This window comes from Streptomyces vietnamensis (assembly GCF_000830005.1).
Classification (GTDB): domain Bacteria; phylum Actinomycetota; class Actinomycetes; order Streptomycetales; family Streptomycetaceae; genus Streptomyces; species Streptomyces vietnamensis.
In genome coordinates this window covers 1,839,786-1,858,178 of the sequence record NZ_CP010407.1, presented here as the reverse complement: position 1 = coordinate 1,858,178, position 18,393 = coordinate 1,839,786, and the positions used below count along the sequence as shown (strand labels likewise).

Annotated in this window: 11 protein-coding genes; 7 read left to right on the top strand and 4 right to left on the bottom strand. The window is 74.4% G+C overall.

What is annotated here, in order from left to right:
- Positions 1–6: 6 nt before the first annotated feature.
- The 5 genes from SVTN_RS08120 (at position 7) to SVTN_RS08100 (ending at position 6,189) form a co-directional block, all read left to right on the top strand.
- Complete coding sequence (locus SVTN_RS08120) at positions 7–705, top strand: TetR/AcrR family transcriptional regulator (protein WP_041128455.1); 699 nt, start codon at positions 7–9, stop codon at positions 703–705.
- A gap of 75 nt (positions 706–780) precedes the next feature.
- Complete coding sequence (locus SVTN_RS08115) at positions 781–2,979, top strand: molybdopterin-dependent oxidoreductase (RefSeq protein WP_041128454.1); 2,199 nt, start codon at positions 781–783, stop codon at positions 2,977–2,979.
- 148 nt (positions 2,980–3,127) lie between these two features.
- Positions 3,128–4,522 carry a CitMHS family transporter gene (locus tag SVTN_RS08110; RefSeq protein WP_041133691.1) on the top strand — a complete coding sequence of 465 codons (1,395 nt, stop codon included), beginning with the start codon at positions 3,128–3,130 and terminating at the stop codon, positions 4,520–4,522.
- A gap of 166 nt (positions 4,523–4,688) precedes the next feature.
- On the top strand, positions 4,689–5,465 hold the full coding sequence (locus tag SVTN_RS44190; protein ID WP_041128453.1) for a hypothetical protein: 777 nt from the start codon (positions 4,689–4,691) through the stop codon (positions 5,463–5,465).
- Entirely contained in the window at positions 5,452–6,189 is a 738-nt protein-coding gene (locus SVTN_RS08100; RefSeq protein ID WP_052499018.1) for a class F sortase, read from the top strand. The genes SVTN_RS44190 and SVTN_RS08100 overlap by 14 nt, the downstream gene beginning before the upstream one ends.
- 93 nt (positions 6,190–6,282) lie before the next feature.
- Here the strand turns inward: SVTN_RS08100 and SVTN_RS45395 are convergent, their stop codons facing one another.
- The 4 genes from SVTN_RS45395 to SVTN_RS08085 form a co-directional block, all read right to left on the bottom strand.
- Positions 6,283–7,278 carry an ATP-binding protein gene (locus SVTN_RS45395; RefSeq protein WP_245727473.1) on the bottom strand — a complete coding sequence of 332 codons (996 nt, stop codon included), beginning with the start codon at positions 7,276–7,278 and terminating at the stop codon, positions 6,283–6,285.
- A complete protein-coding gene (locus SVTN_RS08095; RefSeq protein WP_245727472.1) occupies positions 7,170–9,629 on the bottom strand; it encodes an ATP-binding protein in 2,460 nt (819 codons plus the stop codon). Before SVTN_RS08095 ends, SVTN_RS45395 begins: the two co-directional genes overlap by 109 nt.
- A gap of 108 nt (positions 9,630–9,737) precedes the next feature.
- The gene (locus SVTN_RS08090) at positions 9,738–12,590 is read right to left on the bottom strand and encodes an FG-GAP-like repeat-containing protein (protein WP_041133689.1); all 2,853 of its coding nucleotides are present in this window, start codon (positions 12,588–12,590) and stop codon (positions 9,738–9,740) included.
- Entirely contained in the window at positions 12,590–15,157 is a 2,568-nt protein-coding gene (locus SVTN_RS08085) for a S8 family serine peptidase (protein ID WP_041128452.1), read from the bottom strand. Before SVTN_RS08085 ends, SVTN_RS08090 begins: the two co-directional genes overlap by 1 nt.
- 728 nt (positions 15,158–15,885) lie before the next feature.
- Here SVTN_RS08085 and SVTN_RS08080 point away from each other — a divergent pair.
- On the top strand, positions 15,886–17,277 hold the full coding sequence (locus tag SVTN_RS08080; protein ID WP_041128451.1) for an aldehyde dehydrogenase family protein: 1,392 nt from the start codon (positions 15,886–15,888) through the stop codon (positions 17,275–17,277).
- 26 nt (positions 17,278–17,303) lie between these two features.
- A complete protein-coding gene (locus SVTN_RS08075) occupies positions 17,304–18,383 on the top strand; it encodes a Zn-dependent alcohol dehydrogenase (RefSeq protein ID WP_041128450.1) in 1,080 nt (359 codons plus the stop codon).
- The last annotated feature ends 10 nt before the right edge of the window (positions 18,384–18,393 follow it).

Here is an 18,393-nt window from a genome sequence, read left to right as displayed (position 1 = left end):
GGCATCATGGACCCCGTGCCCCAGACCCGCCCCCGAACCCAGCCGGCGCTCCGCCGCGCCCCCGTGCAGCAGCGCAGCGCCGAGCGGCTGGCCCGGATCCTCGACGCCTGCGCCGTACTCCTCGACGAGACCGGGTACGAGCAGTTGAGCACCCGGACCGTCGCCGCACGAGCCGGCGTCCCCATCGGCTCCGTCTACCGCTTCTTCGGCAACAAGCGGGCGATGGTCGCTGCCCTCGCCCACCGGAACCTCGACCGGTACGCCGAGCGGGTCTCGGACCGGCTCGCCGCGGCGCCGCTCCTCGACGCGCACGGAGCCATCGACGGCGTCCTCGACGAGTTCATCGAGATGAAGCGGACCGTCCCGGGATTCGCCCTCGTCGACTTCGGCGTGCCGGCCGCCGCACCCGGAGAAGCCGCGGCGGACGGTGCGGCGGACGGCACGGCCGAGGGGTCTGCCGAGGGGTCTGCCGAGGCCGTCGTGGAGGACCCCAACCGGCTCGTCGCCGAACGGATCTGCGCGCTCCTCGCCACCCATCTGGGCCGTGCCGCCGACGAGGAGCTGCACCGGAAGGTCCTCGTCGGCGTCGAGACCGCCGACGCGCTGGTCCGGCTCGCCTTCCGCGCGGACCCCGCCGGGGACCCGGCGCTCGTCGCCGAGACGCGGTGCCTGCTCCACGCCTACCTGGCGCCCTCGCTCTCCTGACCTTCCGCAGGCCCCTCCCGCCCGTGCCTACCGGTCGGTAGGCTCGGCGTCACCCGACGCACCCAGGGAGACGCCATGCCCACCGCCCTGCGCATCTGCCCCCTCTGCGAAGCGACCTGCGGACTGACCCTGACGCTCGACGGGAGCCGCGTCACCGGGGCACGCGGTGACCGCGACGACGTCTTCAGCCAGGGGTTCATCTGCCCCAAAGGGGCCTCCTTCCCCGAGATCGACGCCGACCCCGACCGGCTCCGCACCCCCATGGTCCGCAAGGACGGCAGACTCCAGGAGGCCACCTGGGCCGAGGCGTTCGACACGATCGCCGCCCGAATCCGTCCGCTCGTCGAGGAATACGGGCCGGACTCCGTGGGTATCGTCCTGGGCAACCCCAATGTGCACACGATCGCCGGCGCCCTCTACCCGCCCCTGCTGATCGGCGCGTTGCGCACCAGGAACCTCTTCACCGCGTCCACGCTCGACCAGATGCCCAAGCACGTCTCCAGCGGCCTGCTCTTCGGGGACCCCTTCGCCGTCCCCGTGCCGGACCTGGACCGCACCGACCACCTGCTGATCCTCGGAGCCAATCCGCTGGACTCCAACGGCAGCCTGTGCACCGCCCCCGACTTCCCCGGCAGGCTCAAGGCGCTGCGCCGACGCGGCGGCACCCTCACCGTCGTCGACCCCCGGCGCACCCGCACCGCCCGCCTCGCCGACCGGCACGTCGCGATCCGCCCCGGCGCCGACGCGCTGCTCCTCGCCGCCCTCGTCCACACCCTCTTCGACGAGGAGCTCACCGACCTCGGTCCGCTCGCCGCCCATGTGGAGGGCGTCGAGGAGGTACGGGCCGCGGTGCGGGAGTTCAGCCCCGAGGCGGTCGCCGCCGCCTGCGACGTGGACGCGGACACCCTCCGCACCCTCGCCCGGGAGCTCGCCGCCGCGCCCACCGCCGCCGTCTACGGGCGGATGGGCAGCTCCACCGTGGCGTACGGCAGCCTCGCCAACTGGCTCGTCGACGTCCTCAACGTCCTCACCGGCAACCTCGACCGGCCCGGCGGCGCACTCTTCCCGCTCTCCGCCACCGCGCCCGCCCCGCGCCCCGCCGGACCCGGCAAGGGCTTCGCCCTCGGCCGCCGGCACAGCAGGGTCTCGCACCACCCCGAGGTCAAGGGCGAGTTGCCGCTCGTCGCCCTCGCCGAGGAGATCGAGACGCCGGGGGAGGGCCGCATCCGCGCCCTGATCACCATCGCCGCCAACCCCGTCCTCTCCGCGCCCGACGGAGAGCGCCTCGACGCGGCCCTCGACACCCTCGACCTGATGGTCGCCGTCGACCCGTACCTCAACGAGACCACCCGCCACGCCGACGTCCTGCTGCCCCCGCCGCCGCCCTCCCGGAGCGCCCACTTCGACTTCGCCTTCAACGGCTTCGCCGTCCGCGACCAGGCTCGCTACACCCCGGCGGCCGTCCCCCTCGAAGCGGACCGCATGGACGAGTGCGAGATCCACGCCCGGCTGATCCTCGCCGTGTCCGGGATGCACGGGGCCCCGCCGTCCGCCGTCGACGACCTCGCCATCGACACGACCCTCGCCAAGGCCGTGACGCAGGAGCACTCGCCGGCGTACGGGACGGACCCCAAGGAGTTCGCCGCCCGGCTCACCGGGGTCACCGGGGCCGAGCGGCGACTCGACCTGATGCTGCGGCTCGGCCCCTACGGTCTCACCCTCGACGAGCTGAAGGCGCACCCGCACGGCATCGACCTCGGGCCCCTGAAGCCGCGCCTGCCGGGACTCCTCAAGACCCGCAGCGGACGGATCGAACTGTTCCCGGAGCCCCTCGCCGCCGACCTGCCCCGGCTGCGCGCCGCCCTCGACGCCGTACCGGAGCCGGGGACCCTCCAGCTGGTCGGGCGCAGGCACCTGCGGTCGAACAACAGCTGGCTGCACAACACGCCCGCCCTGGGCGGGGGGTCGAACCGCTGCACCCTCCAGGTGCACCCCGAGGACGCGGAGCGGCTCCGGCTGGTCGACGGCGGGTCGGCCAGGGTCAAGGGGGAGGGCGGTGAGCTGGAGGTGCCGGTGGAGGTCACCGACGGCGTGCGCCCGGGGGTGGTGAGCCTCCCGCACGGCTGGGGTCACGACCGGCCGGGCACCCGGCTCGCCGTCGCGTCCGCGCGCCCCGGCGTCAACGTCAACCAGCTGCTCGACGGATCCCGGATCGACCCCCTCTCCGGCACCGCCGTCCTGAACGGCTTCCCCGTGGAGGTGTCACCCCTGTAGGGCACCCTCGTCGATCACCCCCGCTGTGACCTGGGGTTTTGCTCGTATTGCTCACGCGTCAACATCTTGTTAACGGCGGAAGAGGGCACCTACCGTCATGCGCACCGCCGCTCGGCGGCAGTTCAAGGGTGAACGTGAGGTGTCCTCCATGCTGACCGTCCTCGGCTTCGCCATGATCGCGACCTTCCTGGTCCTGATCATGCTGAAAAAGATGTCGCCGATCGCGGCGCTCGTACTGATTCCCGCGCTGTTCTGCGTCGCGGTCGGGCAGGGGGCCCAGCTCGGCGACTACGTCATCGAAGGGGTCGGCAAGCTGGCGCCGACCGCCGCGATGCTGATGTTCGCGATCGTCTACTTCGGCGTCATGATCGACGTCGGCCTCTTCGACCCGATCGTCCGGGGCATCCTGCGCTTCTGCAAGGCCGACCCCGTGCGGGTCGTCGTGGGTACGGCGGTGCTCGCCGCGATCGTCTCCCTCGACGGCGACGGCTCCACCACCTTCATGATCACCGTCTCGGCGATGTATCCGCTCTACAAGCGGCTCAAGATGAGCCTGGTGGTCATGACGGGCGTCGCCGCCATGGCCAACGGCGTCATGAACACCCTGCCCTGGGGCGGTCCCACCGCCCGTGCCGCGACCGCGCTCAAGCTCGACGCCGCCGACATCTTCGTCCCGATGATCCCCGCGCTCGGCGTGGGCCTGCTCTTCGTCTTCGCCCTGGCGTACGTCCTCGGGCGCCGCGAGCGCAAGCGCATCGGCTACCTGACGCTCGACGAGGTCCTGGTCCCGGAGGCCGACGCGGTGCTGGTCACGGCGGGCGGCGGCAGCACGGGCAAGGCCGGGGACAGGAAGGCGACGGCCGGTTCCGGCGACGCCGCCGGCGCGGGCGAGGGCGACGGGTTCCAGGGGCTCGACCCGAAGCGCGCGACGCTCCGCCCCAAGCTGTACTGGTTCAACGCCGGCCTGACGGTCGCGCTGCTCGCCGCGATGATCCTCGAACTGCTGCCGATCCCGGTGCTGTTCCTCCTCGGCGCCGCCCTCGCGCTCACCGTCAACTACCCGAAGATGGCCGAGCAGAAGGAGCGCATCGCCGCCCACGCCGACAACGTCCTCAACGTCGCCGGCATGGTCTTCGCCGCCGCCGTCTTCACCGGCGTCCTCACCGGCACGGGCATGGTCAAGCACATGGCCGACTGGCTCGTCGGCGCCATCCCCGCGGGCATGGGTCCGCACATGGCCCTGGTCACCGGCGTGCTGAGCATCCCGCTCACGTACTTCATGTCGAACGACGGCTTCTACTTCGGCATCCTGCCCGTCCTGGCGGAGGCCGGTGCGGCGCACGGCGTGTCCTCGCTGGAGATCGCGCGCGCCTCGCTGGTGGGTCAGGTCCTGCACATGTCGAGCCCGCTGGTGCCCGCCGTGTACGTGCTCGTCGGCATGGCGAAGGTGGAGTTCGGCGACCACACCAGGTTCACGGTGAAGTGGGCCGCGCTGGCCTCGCTGGTCGTGCTGGTGGCGGGGATCCTCATCGGGATCATCTGACCCGGACCGGCCCGCGCCCTGGTCACGCGGGGTGGCGGGAGTGAGCCGGACGGGTGGAAGTCGAAGGGTGGCGCGCCGGGTCGCCACCCTTCGTGCCCATGTTGTGACAGATAGTCGGATTATCGCAACAAGCGTCCGATGTGCTCACGACTGGAGGACCTCCACGATGACGACACCCCCCACCCGTACGCTGCTTCGCGCGGCACTCGCCACCCTGGCGCTCGGTGCAGTGACTGTCGCCGGCGCCCCGGCAGCCCTCGCCGCGCCCGGTGACAACGGTGACGTCAAGGTTCACCAGGCGCGCATCCCGGGCGACCCGAACACCCCGGGTACCCCCGACACCAGCGAGGCCAACAACCCCCAGGTCAGATGCCTCTTCCGCTTCTCCGCCTTCCACTTCGACGGACTGCAGAGCATCCAGTGGAACATCTATGCGCAGCCGGGCCAGCCGGGTAACCAGGACCCCTCGTTGAAGAACGGCAGCATCGCCGTCGACAGCACCGGTTACGGGCACACGGACGACATCACCGGCCTGCCGTCCGGCATGTACAAGGTCCAGTGGACGTGGGTGGGCCAGAACGGCGCGGCGAAGTCGAAGGTCTTCCGGTTCGACTCCGACTGCCCGCCGGACAACGGCAATGGCGGTAACGGGAACGGCGGTAACGGCAACGGAGGCAATGGCAACGGCGGCAACGGCAACGGAGGTAACGGCAACGGAGGCAACGGGAACGGAGGTAACGGGAACGGAGGCAACGGCGGCGGTCACGGCCACGGCAGGCCCCCGCACGGCCCCGTCGGCGCGGGCGGCGGCGGTAGCGCGCAGCTCGCCGCCGAGGACTCCTCCGCCTTCGGCGTCGGGGCGGCCGTCGCCGCCGGCCTCGCCGGCACGACCGGACTGGTCCTGATCCGCCGCTCGCGCCGCCGCGACAATGGCGCCGCGTAGGTCCCGCTTCACGCGCAGGCAGCGGCGCCTGCTCCGGCTCACCAGGACCGTGGTGGTGACCGCGGCCCTGGTGACCGGGGGCGTCTGGTGGGCCGGTGACGGGGAGCCGGCCGATCCGCCGCTCGCCGCCGGCCCCGCCACCCACGGCCGGGCCGGGGCGACGGCCGGAGCGCCCGCCGCCCTGGACCACAAGGCGAAGCCCCGCACGCTGCCCAAGGCCGCGGCATCGCCGCGGGCCGCGGCGATGCCCGCGCCGCTGGCCCGTTCGCGTCCCGTCACCGTGGCCGTACCGGCCATCACCATCGAGGCCCCGGTGATCGAGCTCGCACTCGACGCCTCGGGACAGCTCGGCACACCGCCCGCCGACGATCCCCGGGTCGTCGGCTGGTACGCCAAGGGGCCCACCCCCGGCGAGCGCGGGACCGCCGTCGTCGTCGGCCACCGCGACACCCGCACCGGGCCCGCCGTCTTCCTCAACCTCGACTCGCTCAGCGCCGGCAACACCGTCCGGGTCGCCCGCGCCGACGGCAAGGTCGCCGTCTTCACGGTCGACCGCGTCCGGACGTACGCCAAGAGCGACTTCCCCGACAAGGAGGTGTACGGAGACACCGGACGGCCCGAACTGCGGCTGCTCACCTGCGGTGGAGCCTTCGACCGCGGCAAGGGCTACGAGGCGAACATCGTCGTCTTCGCCCATCTCACCGAGATCGCCCAGAAGATCTGACCGCGGCGCCCCGAGCGCCCGCACACGAACCCACGCCCCGGCCGACGGAATCCAGCCGCTCCGTCGGCCGGGGCGTGTGCGGGGTGTGCGGGGTCAGAGCGCCCCGGGTGCGCAGTCCGCCCACCGCACCCCACGGGCCCACGCCACCCGCCGGGCCCCCGCCGGATACGGCAGTGCGTCCGCCAGGGCGGTCGCCCGGTCGAACCCGGCCGCCGACTCCCGCTCCCGGCCGAGCGCCGCGAGCGCCGCGGCGTGTGCCGTACGGGCCTCCGTCTCCGCGAGCCGTTCCCCGGCCCGCTCCGCGCGCTCCACCTCGGCCGCCGCCGTCTCGGCGGCCTCCTCGGACCGGCCGCACGCGAGGAGCGCCCAGGCCGTCAGATGCGCGGCACCGGACTCCCGGCAGCCCGCGAGCAGCCGCAGTGCCTCCTCGGGCCTGCCCTCCCGTACGGCGAGTTCGGCGCGCGCGGACCGCACCTCGTACAAGGCCTGGTGGTCCCCCTGGGCCAGGGCCGTCCGTTCGGCCGGATCGAGGAGTTCGCCGCCGTCCGGCTCGGCCGCCCGCATCCGTACCCGGGCGAGCGCCACCAGGGCGTACGGAGCGCACCACCCGGCGTGCGAACCGGTGTCCCGCACCGCCGTCTCGGCGAGTTCGCGGGCCTCGGCCACCTCCTCCACCAGGAGGTGGAGCTCGGCGAGGTTCGCCCGCTCGAAGACCGTCGCCGTCGGATCGCCCGAGCGCTCCGCGAGCGCGAGCGCCCGGCGGCCCGTGTCGATCGCCTCCCGCAGCCGCCCCGCCCGCCGGGCCGTCTCGCGCAGCACCGAGAGCACCGAGGCGAGGAGCTGCGGATCGCCGTACGCCTCAGCGTGCGGCAGCGCCCGGTCCGCGACCGGCCCGGCCTGCCCGAAGCGGCCCGCGAGACCCAGCGAGGTCGCCTGCGCCGCCAGGGCCCTGGCGAGCAGCCCGCGCCGTTCCGGGCCCGTCACCGCCTGCGCCGTGTCCTCCGCGGCCCGCGCGGCGGCGACGCCCTCCTCGTACCGGCCCGCGACGAAACACAGCACCCCGCGGGCCAGATGGTGGGCGCTCGCCACCGCCGCCGGCGTGTCCGGACCGGGCGGGCAGGAGTCGAGCAGCCGGAAGCCGTCCTCCGTGCCCCGCGTCTTCGGCATGAGCTCCGCGAGCCGTGCCGCCGCCAGGACCCGGCCGTCCGCGTCCCGTGCCGGCCCAGCTCCTCCAGCGCCTCGCCGAGCAGCCGCGCCGCCTCCTCGAACCGGCCGAGGCGGCGCAGCACGGCGCTGCGGTCGATCCGAGCCCGGGCGGAGTCGGCGGCCAGGGCGTCGAGCCGGTCGGTGAGTTCGGCGTAGTAGCGGTCGGCCGTGTCGTTGGCGTAGAGCGCCGCCGCCCGCTCGGCGGCCTGCCGCAGATAGCCGGTGGCGCGCGGATCGTCCGCCCGGGTCAGATGGGCGGCCAGCGTGTCCACGGCCTCCGGGCGGCGGCGGAGCACCGCCTCTGCGTACGCCGAGTGCAGCAGTCGTCGCCGGGCCGCCGACAGGCCCTCGTAGCAGGTGAGCCGCACCAGCGGGTGGCGGAAGGCGAGTCCGGCGACCGGCCGGCCCTCGGAGACGACCTGCCGCTCCTCGACCACCGAGGCGGCGACGGCCGCCTCCACGGCCTCCGTGGCCTCGGCCGCCGAGAGCCGCGGATGCCCGCCGCGCCGGGCCACGTCGAGGACCTCGGTGAGGGCCGCGTCCTGACCGGCGACCGCGACCGCGTCGACCACCCGGCGGGCCGCGGGGCCGAGCCGGGCGAGGCGCTCGGCCACCAGCTGGCGCACGCCCTCCGGGGCGCCGGCCCGGCCGTCCCCGTCCCGGACCGCACGGGCCAGTTCGAGCGCGAACAGCGGATTGCCGAGGGACAGTTCCCACACCCGCTCGGGGACGGGGGTCCCGGTGCCCAGCGCGTCGGCCGTCAGCGCCAGACAGGCCTCGCGGGAGAGCCGGGGAAGTTCGACCGCGCCCGCGAGCGACTGGCGGAGCAGCAGGTCGAGGACCTGGCGGCGCGGGTCGGCCGCGGGAAGTTCCTCCGGGCGGACAGTGGCGAGAAATCGCCAAGCCCTTCCGGACTCCCTTGCCCGGCGGGCAAGATGGCCGAGGAGCTGGAACGAGCCCGCGTCCCCCGCGTGGAGGTCGTCCAGCACCACCATCACGGGCCGCTCCGCCTCCAGTTCACCGAGCAGCCCCGCCGTCGCCCGGAACAACCGGTCCCGCTCCTCCTCGGGACTGCGCCCACTCCCGGCGGGCACCCGCCCCAAGGACGGCAGGAGCGCCGCCAGTTCGGGATACTCCGACCCCGTCCTGGCCCGCTCCGCCGTCGGCCGGCCGGCAAGCCAGCCGTCCAGCGCCTCGGCGAACGGGCCGTACGGCGTGTGCCCCTCCGCGTCGTGGCCCGCCCCCCACAGCACGGCCGTGCCCTCGGCGGCCGCCCGCCGGGCCGCCTCCCCGGCCAGTCGGGTCTTGCCGAGCCCGGCCTCCCCGGTGAGCAGCAGTACGGGCGGGGAGCCGGCGGCGAGCAGTCGGGCGAGGAGCTCGTCCCGGCCGCGCAGCGGAGTGCCGGGCGGCCGGCGCACCACGGCCGGCAGCGCGGGCCCCACCGACCGGGAGGCAGGTGGGGGAGTGGCGAGCGCCGCCCGGTGCAGCCGCTCGGTCTCCGGCCCGGGCCGCACGCCGAACTCCGCGTCCAGCGCCTCCCGGCACAGGTGGTACTGGGCGACCGCCCGGCGGCGCAGCCCCTGCCGGACGTACGCCTCGATCAGGAGCCGGTGCGCCTCCTCCTCGGCGGGGGCCGCCAGCAGGACCTGCTCGGCCGCCGCCACCGCCTCCTCGGGGCAGTCGGCCGCCAGATGGGCGGCGGCAAGGGCGACCAGGGTGCGTTCCCGCAGGGCGGACAGCCGCTCGCGGCGGGCCTCCGCCCAGGGCGCGTACCGGTCCTCGGGCAGCAGGTCGCCCGTGAACGCCTCCACGGCGGCCGCGAGTCCGGCGCGCCCGCCGTCGGCGAGCGCCGCCTCCGCGAGGGCCTCGGCCTCGTCGGCGTCGATCCGTACCGTCCGCGGATCGAGGCGCAGCAGCGCGCCCTCGCCCGTCAGATAGGAGGACGCCGCCCGGGGCGCCAACTCGGGCTCGATCGCCCGGCGGGCCGCGTGGAGCGCCACCCGCAGACTGCCGAGCGCCGCCTGCGGATCCGCGTCCGGCCAGCAGATCTCCAGCGCCTGCTCACGGTGGAGACTGTGCCCGGGGGAGACCGCGAGCAGCTTCACCAGCGTCCGGGCGCTCGGGCGCGGCCACCGTTCGGAGAGCGGCGGCCCACCGTCCCGGTCCACCCGGAACCCGCCGAGGAGGTGTACCCGCAGCACCGGAGGTGCGCCCGCTGGTATGTCTGCGCTCATGAGGGCGCCCACTGTAATGGGTGTCCCGTGCACCGGAATGGTGCGGTCCAGAAAATCCCGAGACCCCCGGCCGGTGGTCCGGGCGGAGGTCTCGGGGCAGTACGCGGGTTACTGGGCGGTCAGACGGCCCGTCACCATGCCGTGCATCGAGTCGTCCTGGAGCAGATAGCGTCCGCCGGACAGTTCGATGGTCCGGTCGAAGCCCGTGTCGTCCTTGCCCAGGCAGACGACCTCGTCCACCCCGTCGCCGTCGAGGTCCGCGACGACCAGGTTCTGCGTCGCGTACCCGTTCAGCTTGGTCAGGTGGTCGGGGTAGTTCCGGCCGGCGGTGAGCACCGCCGGGTCCCACACGTACGCGGCGCCCTCGGTGCCGCCGATGATGAGCCGCCGGCCGCCGGGACCGGTGGCGAACTCCGCCCGGTGCAGGGTCGGCAGGGTGTAGATCTCGTACTCCCGGCCGTCCTTGGCGAAGGTCCGCAGCGAGGCCGTGCCGGCGAGGAGGAGGCCCTCGTCGCCGGTGAACCAGTTGCCGACCGTCCACGCGCCGCCGCCGGTCCCGGTGCGGACGACCTTGCCCGTACGCAGGTCGCGGAACTCGAAGTAGGTGCTCCAGAAGTCGCCCTCCCGCACGATCCAGGAGTACACGACCGCGTGCCCGTCGGCGTACGGAATGCCGGGGGAGGCGTACACGCCGTGGTAGAGCTGCGCCGCGTAGACCTTCGTGTCCGCGTCGCCGGTCCACGTCGGGTCCGCCGACCAGAGGACCCTGCCCGTACGGGCGTCGAGCGCCGTCCCGCCGACCACGGCCGTCCCGTCGCTCACCCCGCGCGTCTGGTACGAGCCGAGGACCTTGCCCTCGGCGACGGCGAGGTCGGAGAAGACCAGGCCGGAAGCGGGCGCGTACTCCCAGAGCCGGTGCCCGTCGCCGGCGTAGGCGCGGACCGCGTCCGTCGGCACGAGGATCTCGTCGTCGCCGTCCCCGTCGAGATCCCCGACCGTCACCGAGCGGACGAACTGCCCCCCGCCGTCGATGGTCCTGCGGACCCGGCCGGTGCCGGCGTCGACGACCACCGCCGCCGTGTCGGCCGCGACGACGAGCTCGTCGCGGCGGCCGTCGCCGTCGGTGTCGGCGATCCGGATGTCGCCCTGCACCGAGCCCGGCAGGGTGGCCTGCCACAGGATCCGGGGCTTCCCGGAGGCGAGGGAGGGCCCGTCGTAGGCCCACAGGCCCTGGGACTGGCCGCCGACGATCACGTCCTTGCGGCCGTCGCCGTTGACGTCGGCCGCGAGGCCCGTGCTCAGGTTCGCCTGGAGCGGGGTGACGGAGGTCTGGTGCCCGCTGCCGAGCGTGTACGAGCGGATGTTCTGCTCGCTGTCGACGGTCCGGACCCGCCACTCGTCGTCCTCGCGGTACGGCTGGGCGTAGATCGGGGAGGCGTCCGCGCCCTGGTGCTGCCAGCGCACTGCCCCGTCCCGGCCGTTCAGCGCGGCCAGGGTGCCGAAGCGGGTGCCGCCCGGGTTGGCGGCGGTCTCCTTGCCCTCGGTGGTGAAGTACGAGGCGAGCACCTTGCCGTCGACGATCTTCAGACCGAGCGCGGAGTCGCCGTCCCTGAAGTTGTCCGCGCCGCGCTTCACCGTGTGGGACCACAGCTCGGCCGCGTCGCCGCCGTCCAGGGCGCGGACGGTCGCGGTGTTGACGTACAGGTACTCGTCGAGCGTCGACTCGCTGATCGCGTACTCCGGTGCAGCGTCCCCGCGCAGCTGGCCGATCCGCAGCCCGATCCCGAGCGCGTTGACCCGGGTGTCGAGGGTGGTGCGGGTGCCGTCGGCCGGGTCGTAGGCGGCGAGTTCGTACCGTACGCCGTCCCGGTAGTCCGCCTGCTCCAGGGCGACCAGACGCCGGCGCGCCGGGTCGTAGGCCAGCTGGCGGGAGTACAGGTCGTCGTCCGCCCGCCAGACCACCGAGCCGTCGGACGTGTCGAGGACGAGGGTGCGGCCCGAGGCCGGGGCGGTCGCGGTCTTCTTCACGTACCAGGAGACCGCGACGCGCCCGTCCCCGAGCGGGAGGGTGGAGCCCCACCGGCCGTGGCGCTGCCCCGTCTCGTAGCTCCAGGTCGCCGAAGGGGAGAGCTTCCCGTCGGCGTACGAGAGACGGAAGGCGCGGAGGGCGGCGGTGGCGTCCTTCGCGGAGTTGAGGTTGGTCGAGGGCTGGTCGCCGACGAGCAGGGTGTCGCCGACGAGCGTCACCTGCTGGGCGTCGGCGAAGAGCTTCGACCACAGCGTCCGGCCGGTGGCGCCGTCGAGGACGGTGACGAAGGTGCCCGTGGTGAGGGGTGAGCCGGGCGAGGTGAAGGGGCGGTACGGGCTGGTGCCGACGTCGGCGGTGAAGACGACGTCCGCGACGCCGTCGCCTGTGAGGTCGCCCTGCGCCCAGCCCCGGTCGGAGCTGTCCGCGAAGGGGCTGTTGGCGTGGAAGCCGGTGGTGATCCGCGCCGGGTACGGCTCGGTCTGCCACGGACGGATGTTGGTGACCTGCCAGTCGGCGTAGAGCGAGGCGTTGTCCCGCTTCCAGACCGTGCGGCCGTCCGCCGCGAGCCGGGTGACGGTGCCGAGGCTGTGCACGGCGAGGAAGTCGCCGTGCCCGCCGCCGAGCTGGGCGGTGTCGGCCTGGCCCCGGTAGGTCTCCAGGGCGGAGGCCCGGGTGAGGCTCACACCGGAGGCGGAGGTGTCCTCGGTCGCCGCCGCGAGGGAGCCGGCGGACGGCTCGTTCTGCGGGGTGACGTCCAGGGGCTCCGGGGCCTCGGCGCGCTGCTCCAGGGCGTCGGCCTGGGCGTCGGTGAGGACGCGGCCGAGGGGCTCGTCATCGGCGTGTGCGGCGGTCGCGGGGAGCGCGGTGAGGGCGAGGCCCGCCGCGACGAGGGCGGAGGCGAGGCGCACGCCGCGCCGGGAACGGTGGGTCATCACGCCGCCTTCGGGAAGATGCGGAGGGCCGAACGGTCCTTCAGGACCGGCTCGTCGAAGGAGTACTGCAGGGCGTCCGTCCCCGCCTGGTTCTCGATGCCGACGGTCGCGCTGCCGCCGGCCTCCAGGGAGTCGGTGCCGATCGACTGGTACTGCAGGACGATCGCGCCGGTCGCCTCCTCGAAGACGGCCTCGAAGGTGACGCGCTTGGTGGTGTCGGCGGCGAAGGCCGCGTTCTCCCAGAGGATCGTGAACCTGCGCTGCCCGGCGGTCCCGCTGGTCCCGGTCCTGACCGCCGACTTGGCGTCCAGGGTCAGGTCGTCCCAGTAGGCGGCGAGGATGCCGTTGGGCCGGCCCGGGGACGGCAGCGCGGTGTTGGCGTAGTCGCCGAGCCGCGGGGCGAGGAAGTTGACCAGGCCGTTGGTGGTGACGCTCGCCTGGCTGTACGTGACGCCGTAGAAGGAGACGGGGAACGGCAGGGCGATCGTCTTCGCGTTCTCGTCGCCGGAGAGCGCGAGCTTCGTCGACGCGGTGGTCCAGGCGTACGGGGCCGGCAGGCAGCCGTTGCCGGAGGCGTCGGTACGGGCGGGCAGCGCGGCCGTCACGTTCTCGTCGCCGTCCACCGCGAGGACGGTCGTGGAGACGCCGTTGCACAGGACGGGAGCGGCCGGGCTCGCGGTGAGGGTGAAGGAGCCCTCGGCGACGGCCGGGAAGCGGAAGGCTCCGGAGGCGTCGGTGACGACCGGGGCGAGCGGCGCGTCCGTGAAGCGGACGGTGGCACCCTTCAGGGGCTTTCCGGTGACGTCGAGGACGGTGCCGGTGACGGCGTGCGCGGGCACGGCGTCCAGGGCGAGGTCGTGGGAGAGGGCCTGGCCGGTGGTGACGGTGAGGCCGTTCTCGGCGAGGTCCCGGTAGCCGTAGCCGCCGGCGGTGAGGGTGTACGTGCCGGCGGGAAGCGTCAGCCGGTAGGCGCCGGCCGCGTCGGTGGTCACCGTGCGCTTGGCCCCCTCGGCGGTCGCCGTGACCGTGACCCCGGCGAGCGGGGAGCCGGTGGCGCGGTCGGTGACCGTGCCGGTGACGGTGGCCGCGGTGTGCGGGGCGCGGTCCACGGCCGCGAGGACGTCCAGCTTGCCCTCGCCCCACACGTTGTTGGCGGCCGCGGTGCCGCCGCAGTGGGTGTCGTCGACGTCACGGGCGGAGCCGTTCAGGGCGGCCCGGGTGGCGTCGATGTCGCCGATGAGGGAGGGCGCCGAGGACCAGAGCAGGGCGACGGCGCCGGCGACGTGCGGGGTCGCCATCGACGTACCGGAGATCGCCCGGTAGGTGCTGCCGGGCCAGGAGGAACGGACGTCGACGCCGGGGGCCGAGATGTTCGGCTTCATCGAACCGTCGACGAGGGAGGGGCCGAAGCCGGAGAAGTCGGCGATCTTCCCGTTCACGTCGTAGGCGCCGACGCCGTAGGCCGGGGCCTGGGCGCCGGGGGCCTCGGTGGTGGAGCAGCTGACGCCGTTGCCGGAGTTGCCGGCCGCGAAGGCCTCGAAGATCCCGGCGGCGTTCCAGGAGGTGATGATGTCCTGGTAGAAGGTGGTGTTCCCGCCGCCCCAGGAGTTGTTGACGATGTCCGGGGCGAGGTCGGGGCGCGGGTTCTGGCCGTTGCGGTCGGTCGGCGCCAGGATCCACTGACCCGACTTCAGCAGCGAGGAGTCGGAGCAGCTGCGGGCCTCGCAGCCCTTGGCGGCGATCCACTTCGCCCCGGGGGCGACGCCGATGCCGCCCGCGCCGGCGATGGTGCCCATGGTGTGGGTGCCGTGGCCGTTGTTGTCGCAGGGCGTGCCGCCGGTGCACTGGCCGGTCGGGTCGTACCAGTTGTAGTCGTGGCTGAAGGTGCCGTCGCCGAGGTTGCCCCGGTAGTTCCCCTTCAGGGCCGGGTGGTCGAACTGCACGCCCGAGTCGATGCTCGCGACGACGATGCCCTCGCCGCGGTTGTCGTACTGCGACCAGACCTGGTCGGCCTTGATGTCCTTGACGCCCCACTCGGGGGCGACCGCGGTGTCGTCGGCGGCCGTGGAGCTCTGCTCCACCTCGTCGAGCGTGTAGTGCCGCTCCTGGCGGAGGGCCGCCACGTCGGGGCGGGCGGCGAGCTGCTCGACCAGGGCCTTGCCGCCGGTGACCTTGACGGCGTTGGCGATCCAGTACGACTCGTAGCCGACCTTGGCCCGGTCGAGGAAGCGGGTGAGGGAGGCCTGGCTGCGGCCGGCCTCGGCGCGCAGGGCCTCGAAGGCCGTCCGGGCCTTCTTCTCGTGGCCGCGCTGGGCGCGGGCCCGGGAGAGGTCGGCACGCTCGGCGAGGACCACGAAGAACGTCGCCTCGCCGCCCGCGTCGACGGCCGCGGTGACACCGGGGTCGACGGTGGCGGCGTGCGGGGAGGGGGCGGAGGCCGGTGCGGAGGCCGGTGCCGCCGTCGCGGCGGGCGCCGCGAGCAGGGCCGCGGCGGTGGCGGCGGCCGCGGCCCAGGCGGTGGCTCCGCGCCGGAGGGGTGACCGGAGCGGCGAGCGGGGCGGGTGCATGTGGGTGGCTCCTCCATCGCTGGTACGGGGGAAGCCGGCGCCCCGCCGCCCCAAGGGCCTGGGGGAGGTGGGGCGGGCTTGGTCGGGGACGCTAGGACCGGGGCGTTACTGGGGAATTACTGACGCGCGCGGCCTGCGCCCCGCGCCCGTTGCGGGCCCGCGCCCCGCCGGGGCGACGCCCACCCGCACGGACGGCGCCGCCCCCCGTTGTGGGCAGTCGTTCCGCTGGGGCGGAACGGGTGGGCACAACGGACCCGCGCCCTGCCGGCGCCAGAGGCTTCCGCGCCCGAACCCGCACCGGGAGTGACGGCGCCGCTGGGGTGCGGGTCCAGGCGCAGGGGGCGGGGGCGCGGCCAGGCGCGCCGTCCCGTGTGCCCACCCGTCCCGCCCCAGCGGGACGATTGCCCACACGGGGGTGGGCGACGCCCAGCCAGGCGCGGGCCCACACGGCAGCGGGGTGCCGCCCAGGCGAGCGCGGGCCCGCACGGGCGCAGGGTGAAGGGGCAGACGGGTGCGGGCCCCACACGGGGGTGGGGGTTCGCCAGTTTCAGGGGTGTGCCCCTGTACAGGGTCGACGTGGACAAGGCCCGGGCCGGGGCGGCACGATCGAGCGGCGCCGTGGCGTGCCCCCGGGTGAGACCGGCGGCACCCCGGCAGGCCCTGGCGCCAGAAAACTAACGGCGCTAGTTTGGGGCGGACGAGGAAGCGACCACGCGAGGAGACAGCGGATGAAGGCCCACGACGCGATGTACATCGGCGGGGAGTGGCGCCCCGCCTCCTCCACGGACACCGTCCCGGTGATCGACCCGGCGACCGAGCAGGTCATCGCCCACGTCCCGGCCGGCACCGCCGAGGACGTCGACGCCGCCGTCCGCGCCGCCCGCGCCGCGCTCCCCGGCTGGGCGGCCACCCCGCCCGCCGAGCGCGGAGCCCGGATCGCCGCCCTCCGCGACGCGCTCGCCGCCCGTGCCGAGGAGATCGCCGCCACCGTCACCGCCGAGCTCGGAGCCCCGCCGCAGCTCGCCGCCGCCGTCCACGCCGGACTGCCGATCGCCGTCGCCGGCTCGTACGCCGAACTCGCCGCCACCCACCCCTTCGAGGAGAAGGTCGGCAACTCCACCGTCTACGCCGAGCCGGTCGGCGTCGTCGCCGCGATCACCCCCTGGAACTACCCGCTCCACCAGGTCGTCGCCAAGGTCGCCCCCGCCCTCGCCGCCGGCTGCACCACCGTCCTCAAGCCCGCCGAGGACACCCCGCTCACCGCGCAGCTCTTCGCGGAGGCCGTCCACGAGGCGGGCATCCCGGCCGGCGTCTTCAACCTGGTCACCGGCCTCGGCCCGGTCGCCGGGCAGGCGCTCGCCGAGCACCCGGACGTGGACCTCGTCTCCTTCACCGGCTCCACCGCCGTGGGCAAGAAGATCGGCGCCCTCGCGGGTGGCGCGGTCAAGCGGGTCGCGCTCGAACTCGGCGGCAAGTCCGCCAACGTGATCCTGCCGAGCGCCGACCTCTCCAAGGCCGTCGCCGTCGGCATCGCCAACGTCATGTCCAACTCCGGCCAGACGTGCAGCGCCTGGACCCGGATGCTGATCCCCGCCGACCGGTACGAGGAGGCGGTGGCGCTCGCCGCCGAGGCCGTCGCCAAGTACGTCCCCGGCGAGCGCGTCGGCCCCCTCGTCAACGCCAAGCAGCAGCAGCGCGTCCGCGGCTACATCGAGAAGGGCGTCGAGGAGGGCGCCCGGCTCGTCGCCGGCGGCCCCGAGGCCCCGCGCGAGACCGGCTACTACGTCTCCCCGACCGTCTTCGCCGACGTCACCCCCGAGATGACGATCGCCCAGGAGGAGATCTTCGGCCCCGTCGTCTCGCTCCTCCGTTACGCGGACGAGGACGAGGCCCTCGCCATCGCGAACGGCACCGTCTACGGCCTCGGCGGAGCCGTCTGGGGCGAGCAGGCCGAGGCCGTCGCCTTCGCCCGCCGCATGGACACCGGCCAGGTCGACATCAACGGCGGCCGCTTCAACCCGCTGGCCCCCTTCGGCGGCTACAAGCAGTCCGGCGTCGGCCGGGAGCTCGGCGCGCACGGCCTCGCCGAGTACCTCCAGACCAAGTCCCTGCAGTTCTAGGAACCGATAGGAACCGAGGAGACAGCGTGATCCGCGCCGCCGTCCTGCCCGCCATAGGCTCCCCCCTGGAGATCACCGGCATCGAACTCCCCGAGCCAGGCCCCGGCCAGGTCCGGGTCCGGCTCGCCGCCGCCGGGGTCTGCCACTCCGACCTCTCCCTCTCCAACGGCACCATGCGCGTGCCGGTCCCGGCCGTCCTCGGCCACGAGGGCGCCGGCACCGTCGTCTCCGTCGGCGAGGGCGTCACCCACGTCGCCCCCGGCGACGGCGTCGTCCTCAACTGGGCGCCGTCCTGCGGCAGCTGCCACCCCTGCTCGCTCGGCGAGGTCTGGCTCTGCGCGAACGCCCTGACCGGCGCGGCGAACATCCACGCCCGCACCCGGGACGGCAGGGACCTCCACCCCGGACTCAACGTCGCCGCCTTCGCCGAGGAGACGGTCGTCGCCGCGAACTGCGTGCTGCCCGCCCCCGACGGCGTGCCGCTCACCGACGCCGCCCTGCTCGGCTGCGCCGTCCTCACCGGCTGGGGCGCCGTCCACCACTCGGCCCGGGTCCGGAAGGACGAGACCGTCGCCGTCTTCGGCGTCGGCGGCGTGGGCCTCGCCACCCTCCAGGCCGCCCGGATCGCGGGCGCGTCGACGATCGTCGCCGTGGACGTCTCCCCGGAGAAGGAGGCGCTCGCGCGGGCCGCCGGGGCCACCGAGTACGTCGTCGCCTCCGAGACCACCGCCAAGGACATCCGGAAGCTGACCGGCGGCCAGGGCGTCGACGTGGCCGTCGAGTGCGTCGGCCGCGCCGTCACCATCCGCACCGCCTGGGAGTCCACCCGGCGCGGCGGCCGCACCACGGTCGTCGGCATCGGCGGCAAGGACCAGCAGGTCACCTTCAACGCCCTGGAGATCTTCCACTGGGGCCGCACCCTGGCCGGCTGCGTCTACGGCAACTCGAACCCGGCCGAGGACCTGCCGGTGCTCGCCGAGCACATCCGGGCCGGCCGGCTCGACCTCGGCGTCCTCGTCACCGAACGGATCACCCTGGACGGCATCCCGGGCGCCTTCGAGAACATGCTCGCGGGCAAGGGCGGCCGCGCCCTGGTCGTCTTCTGACCCCCGACGC

What these genes read in the sequence shown, in the direction of transcription:
- SVTN_RS08090 (WP_041133689.1), bottom strand. Translation starts at nt 12,590, where the DNA reads ATGACCCACCGTTCCCGGCGCGGCGTGCGCCTCGCCTCCGCCCTCGTC.
- SVTN_RS08080 (WP_041128451.1), top strand. Translation starts at nt 15,886, where the DNA reads ATGAAGGCCCACGACGCGATGTACATCGGCGGGGAGTGGCGCCCCGCC.
- SVTN_RS44190 (WP_041128453.1), top strand. Translation starts at nt 4,689, where the DNA reads ATGACGACACCCCCCACCCGTACGCTGCTTCGCGCGGCACTCGCCACC.
- SVTN_RS08110 (WP_041133691.1), top strand. Translation starts at nt 3,128, where the DNA reads ATGCTGACCGTCCTCGGCTTCGCCATGATCGCGACCTTCCTGGTCCTG.
- SVTN_RS08120 (WP_041128455.1), top strand. Translation starts at nt 7, where the DNA reads ATGGACCCCGTGCCCCAGACCCGCCCCCGAACCCAGCCGGCGCTCCGC.
- SVTN_RS08115 (WP_041128454.1), top strand. Translation starts at nt 781, where the DNA reads ATGCCCACCGCCCTGCGCATCTGCCCCCTCTGCGAAGCGACCTGCGGA.
- SVTN_RS08085 (WP_041128452.1), bottom strand. Translation starts at nt 15,157, where the DNA reads ATGCACCCGCCCCGCTCGCCGCTCCGGTCACCCCTCCGGCGCGGAGCC.
- SVTN_RS08100 (WP_052499018.1), top strand. Translation starts at nt 5,452, where the DNA reads ATGGCGCCGCGTAGGTCCCGCTTCACGCGCAGGCAGCGGCGCCTGCTC.
- SVTN_RS08095 (WP_245727472.1), bottom strand. Translation starts at nt 9,629, where the DNA reads ATGAGCGCAGACATACCAGCGGGCGCACCTCCGGTGCTGCGGGTACAC.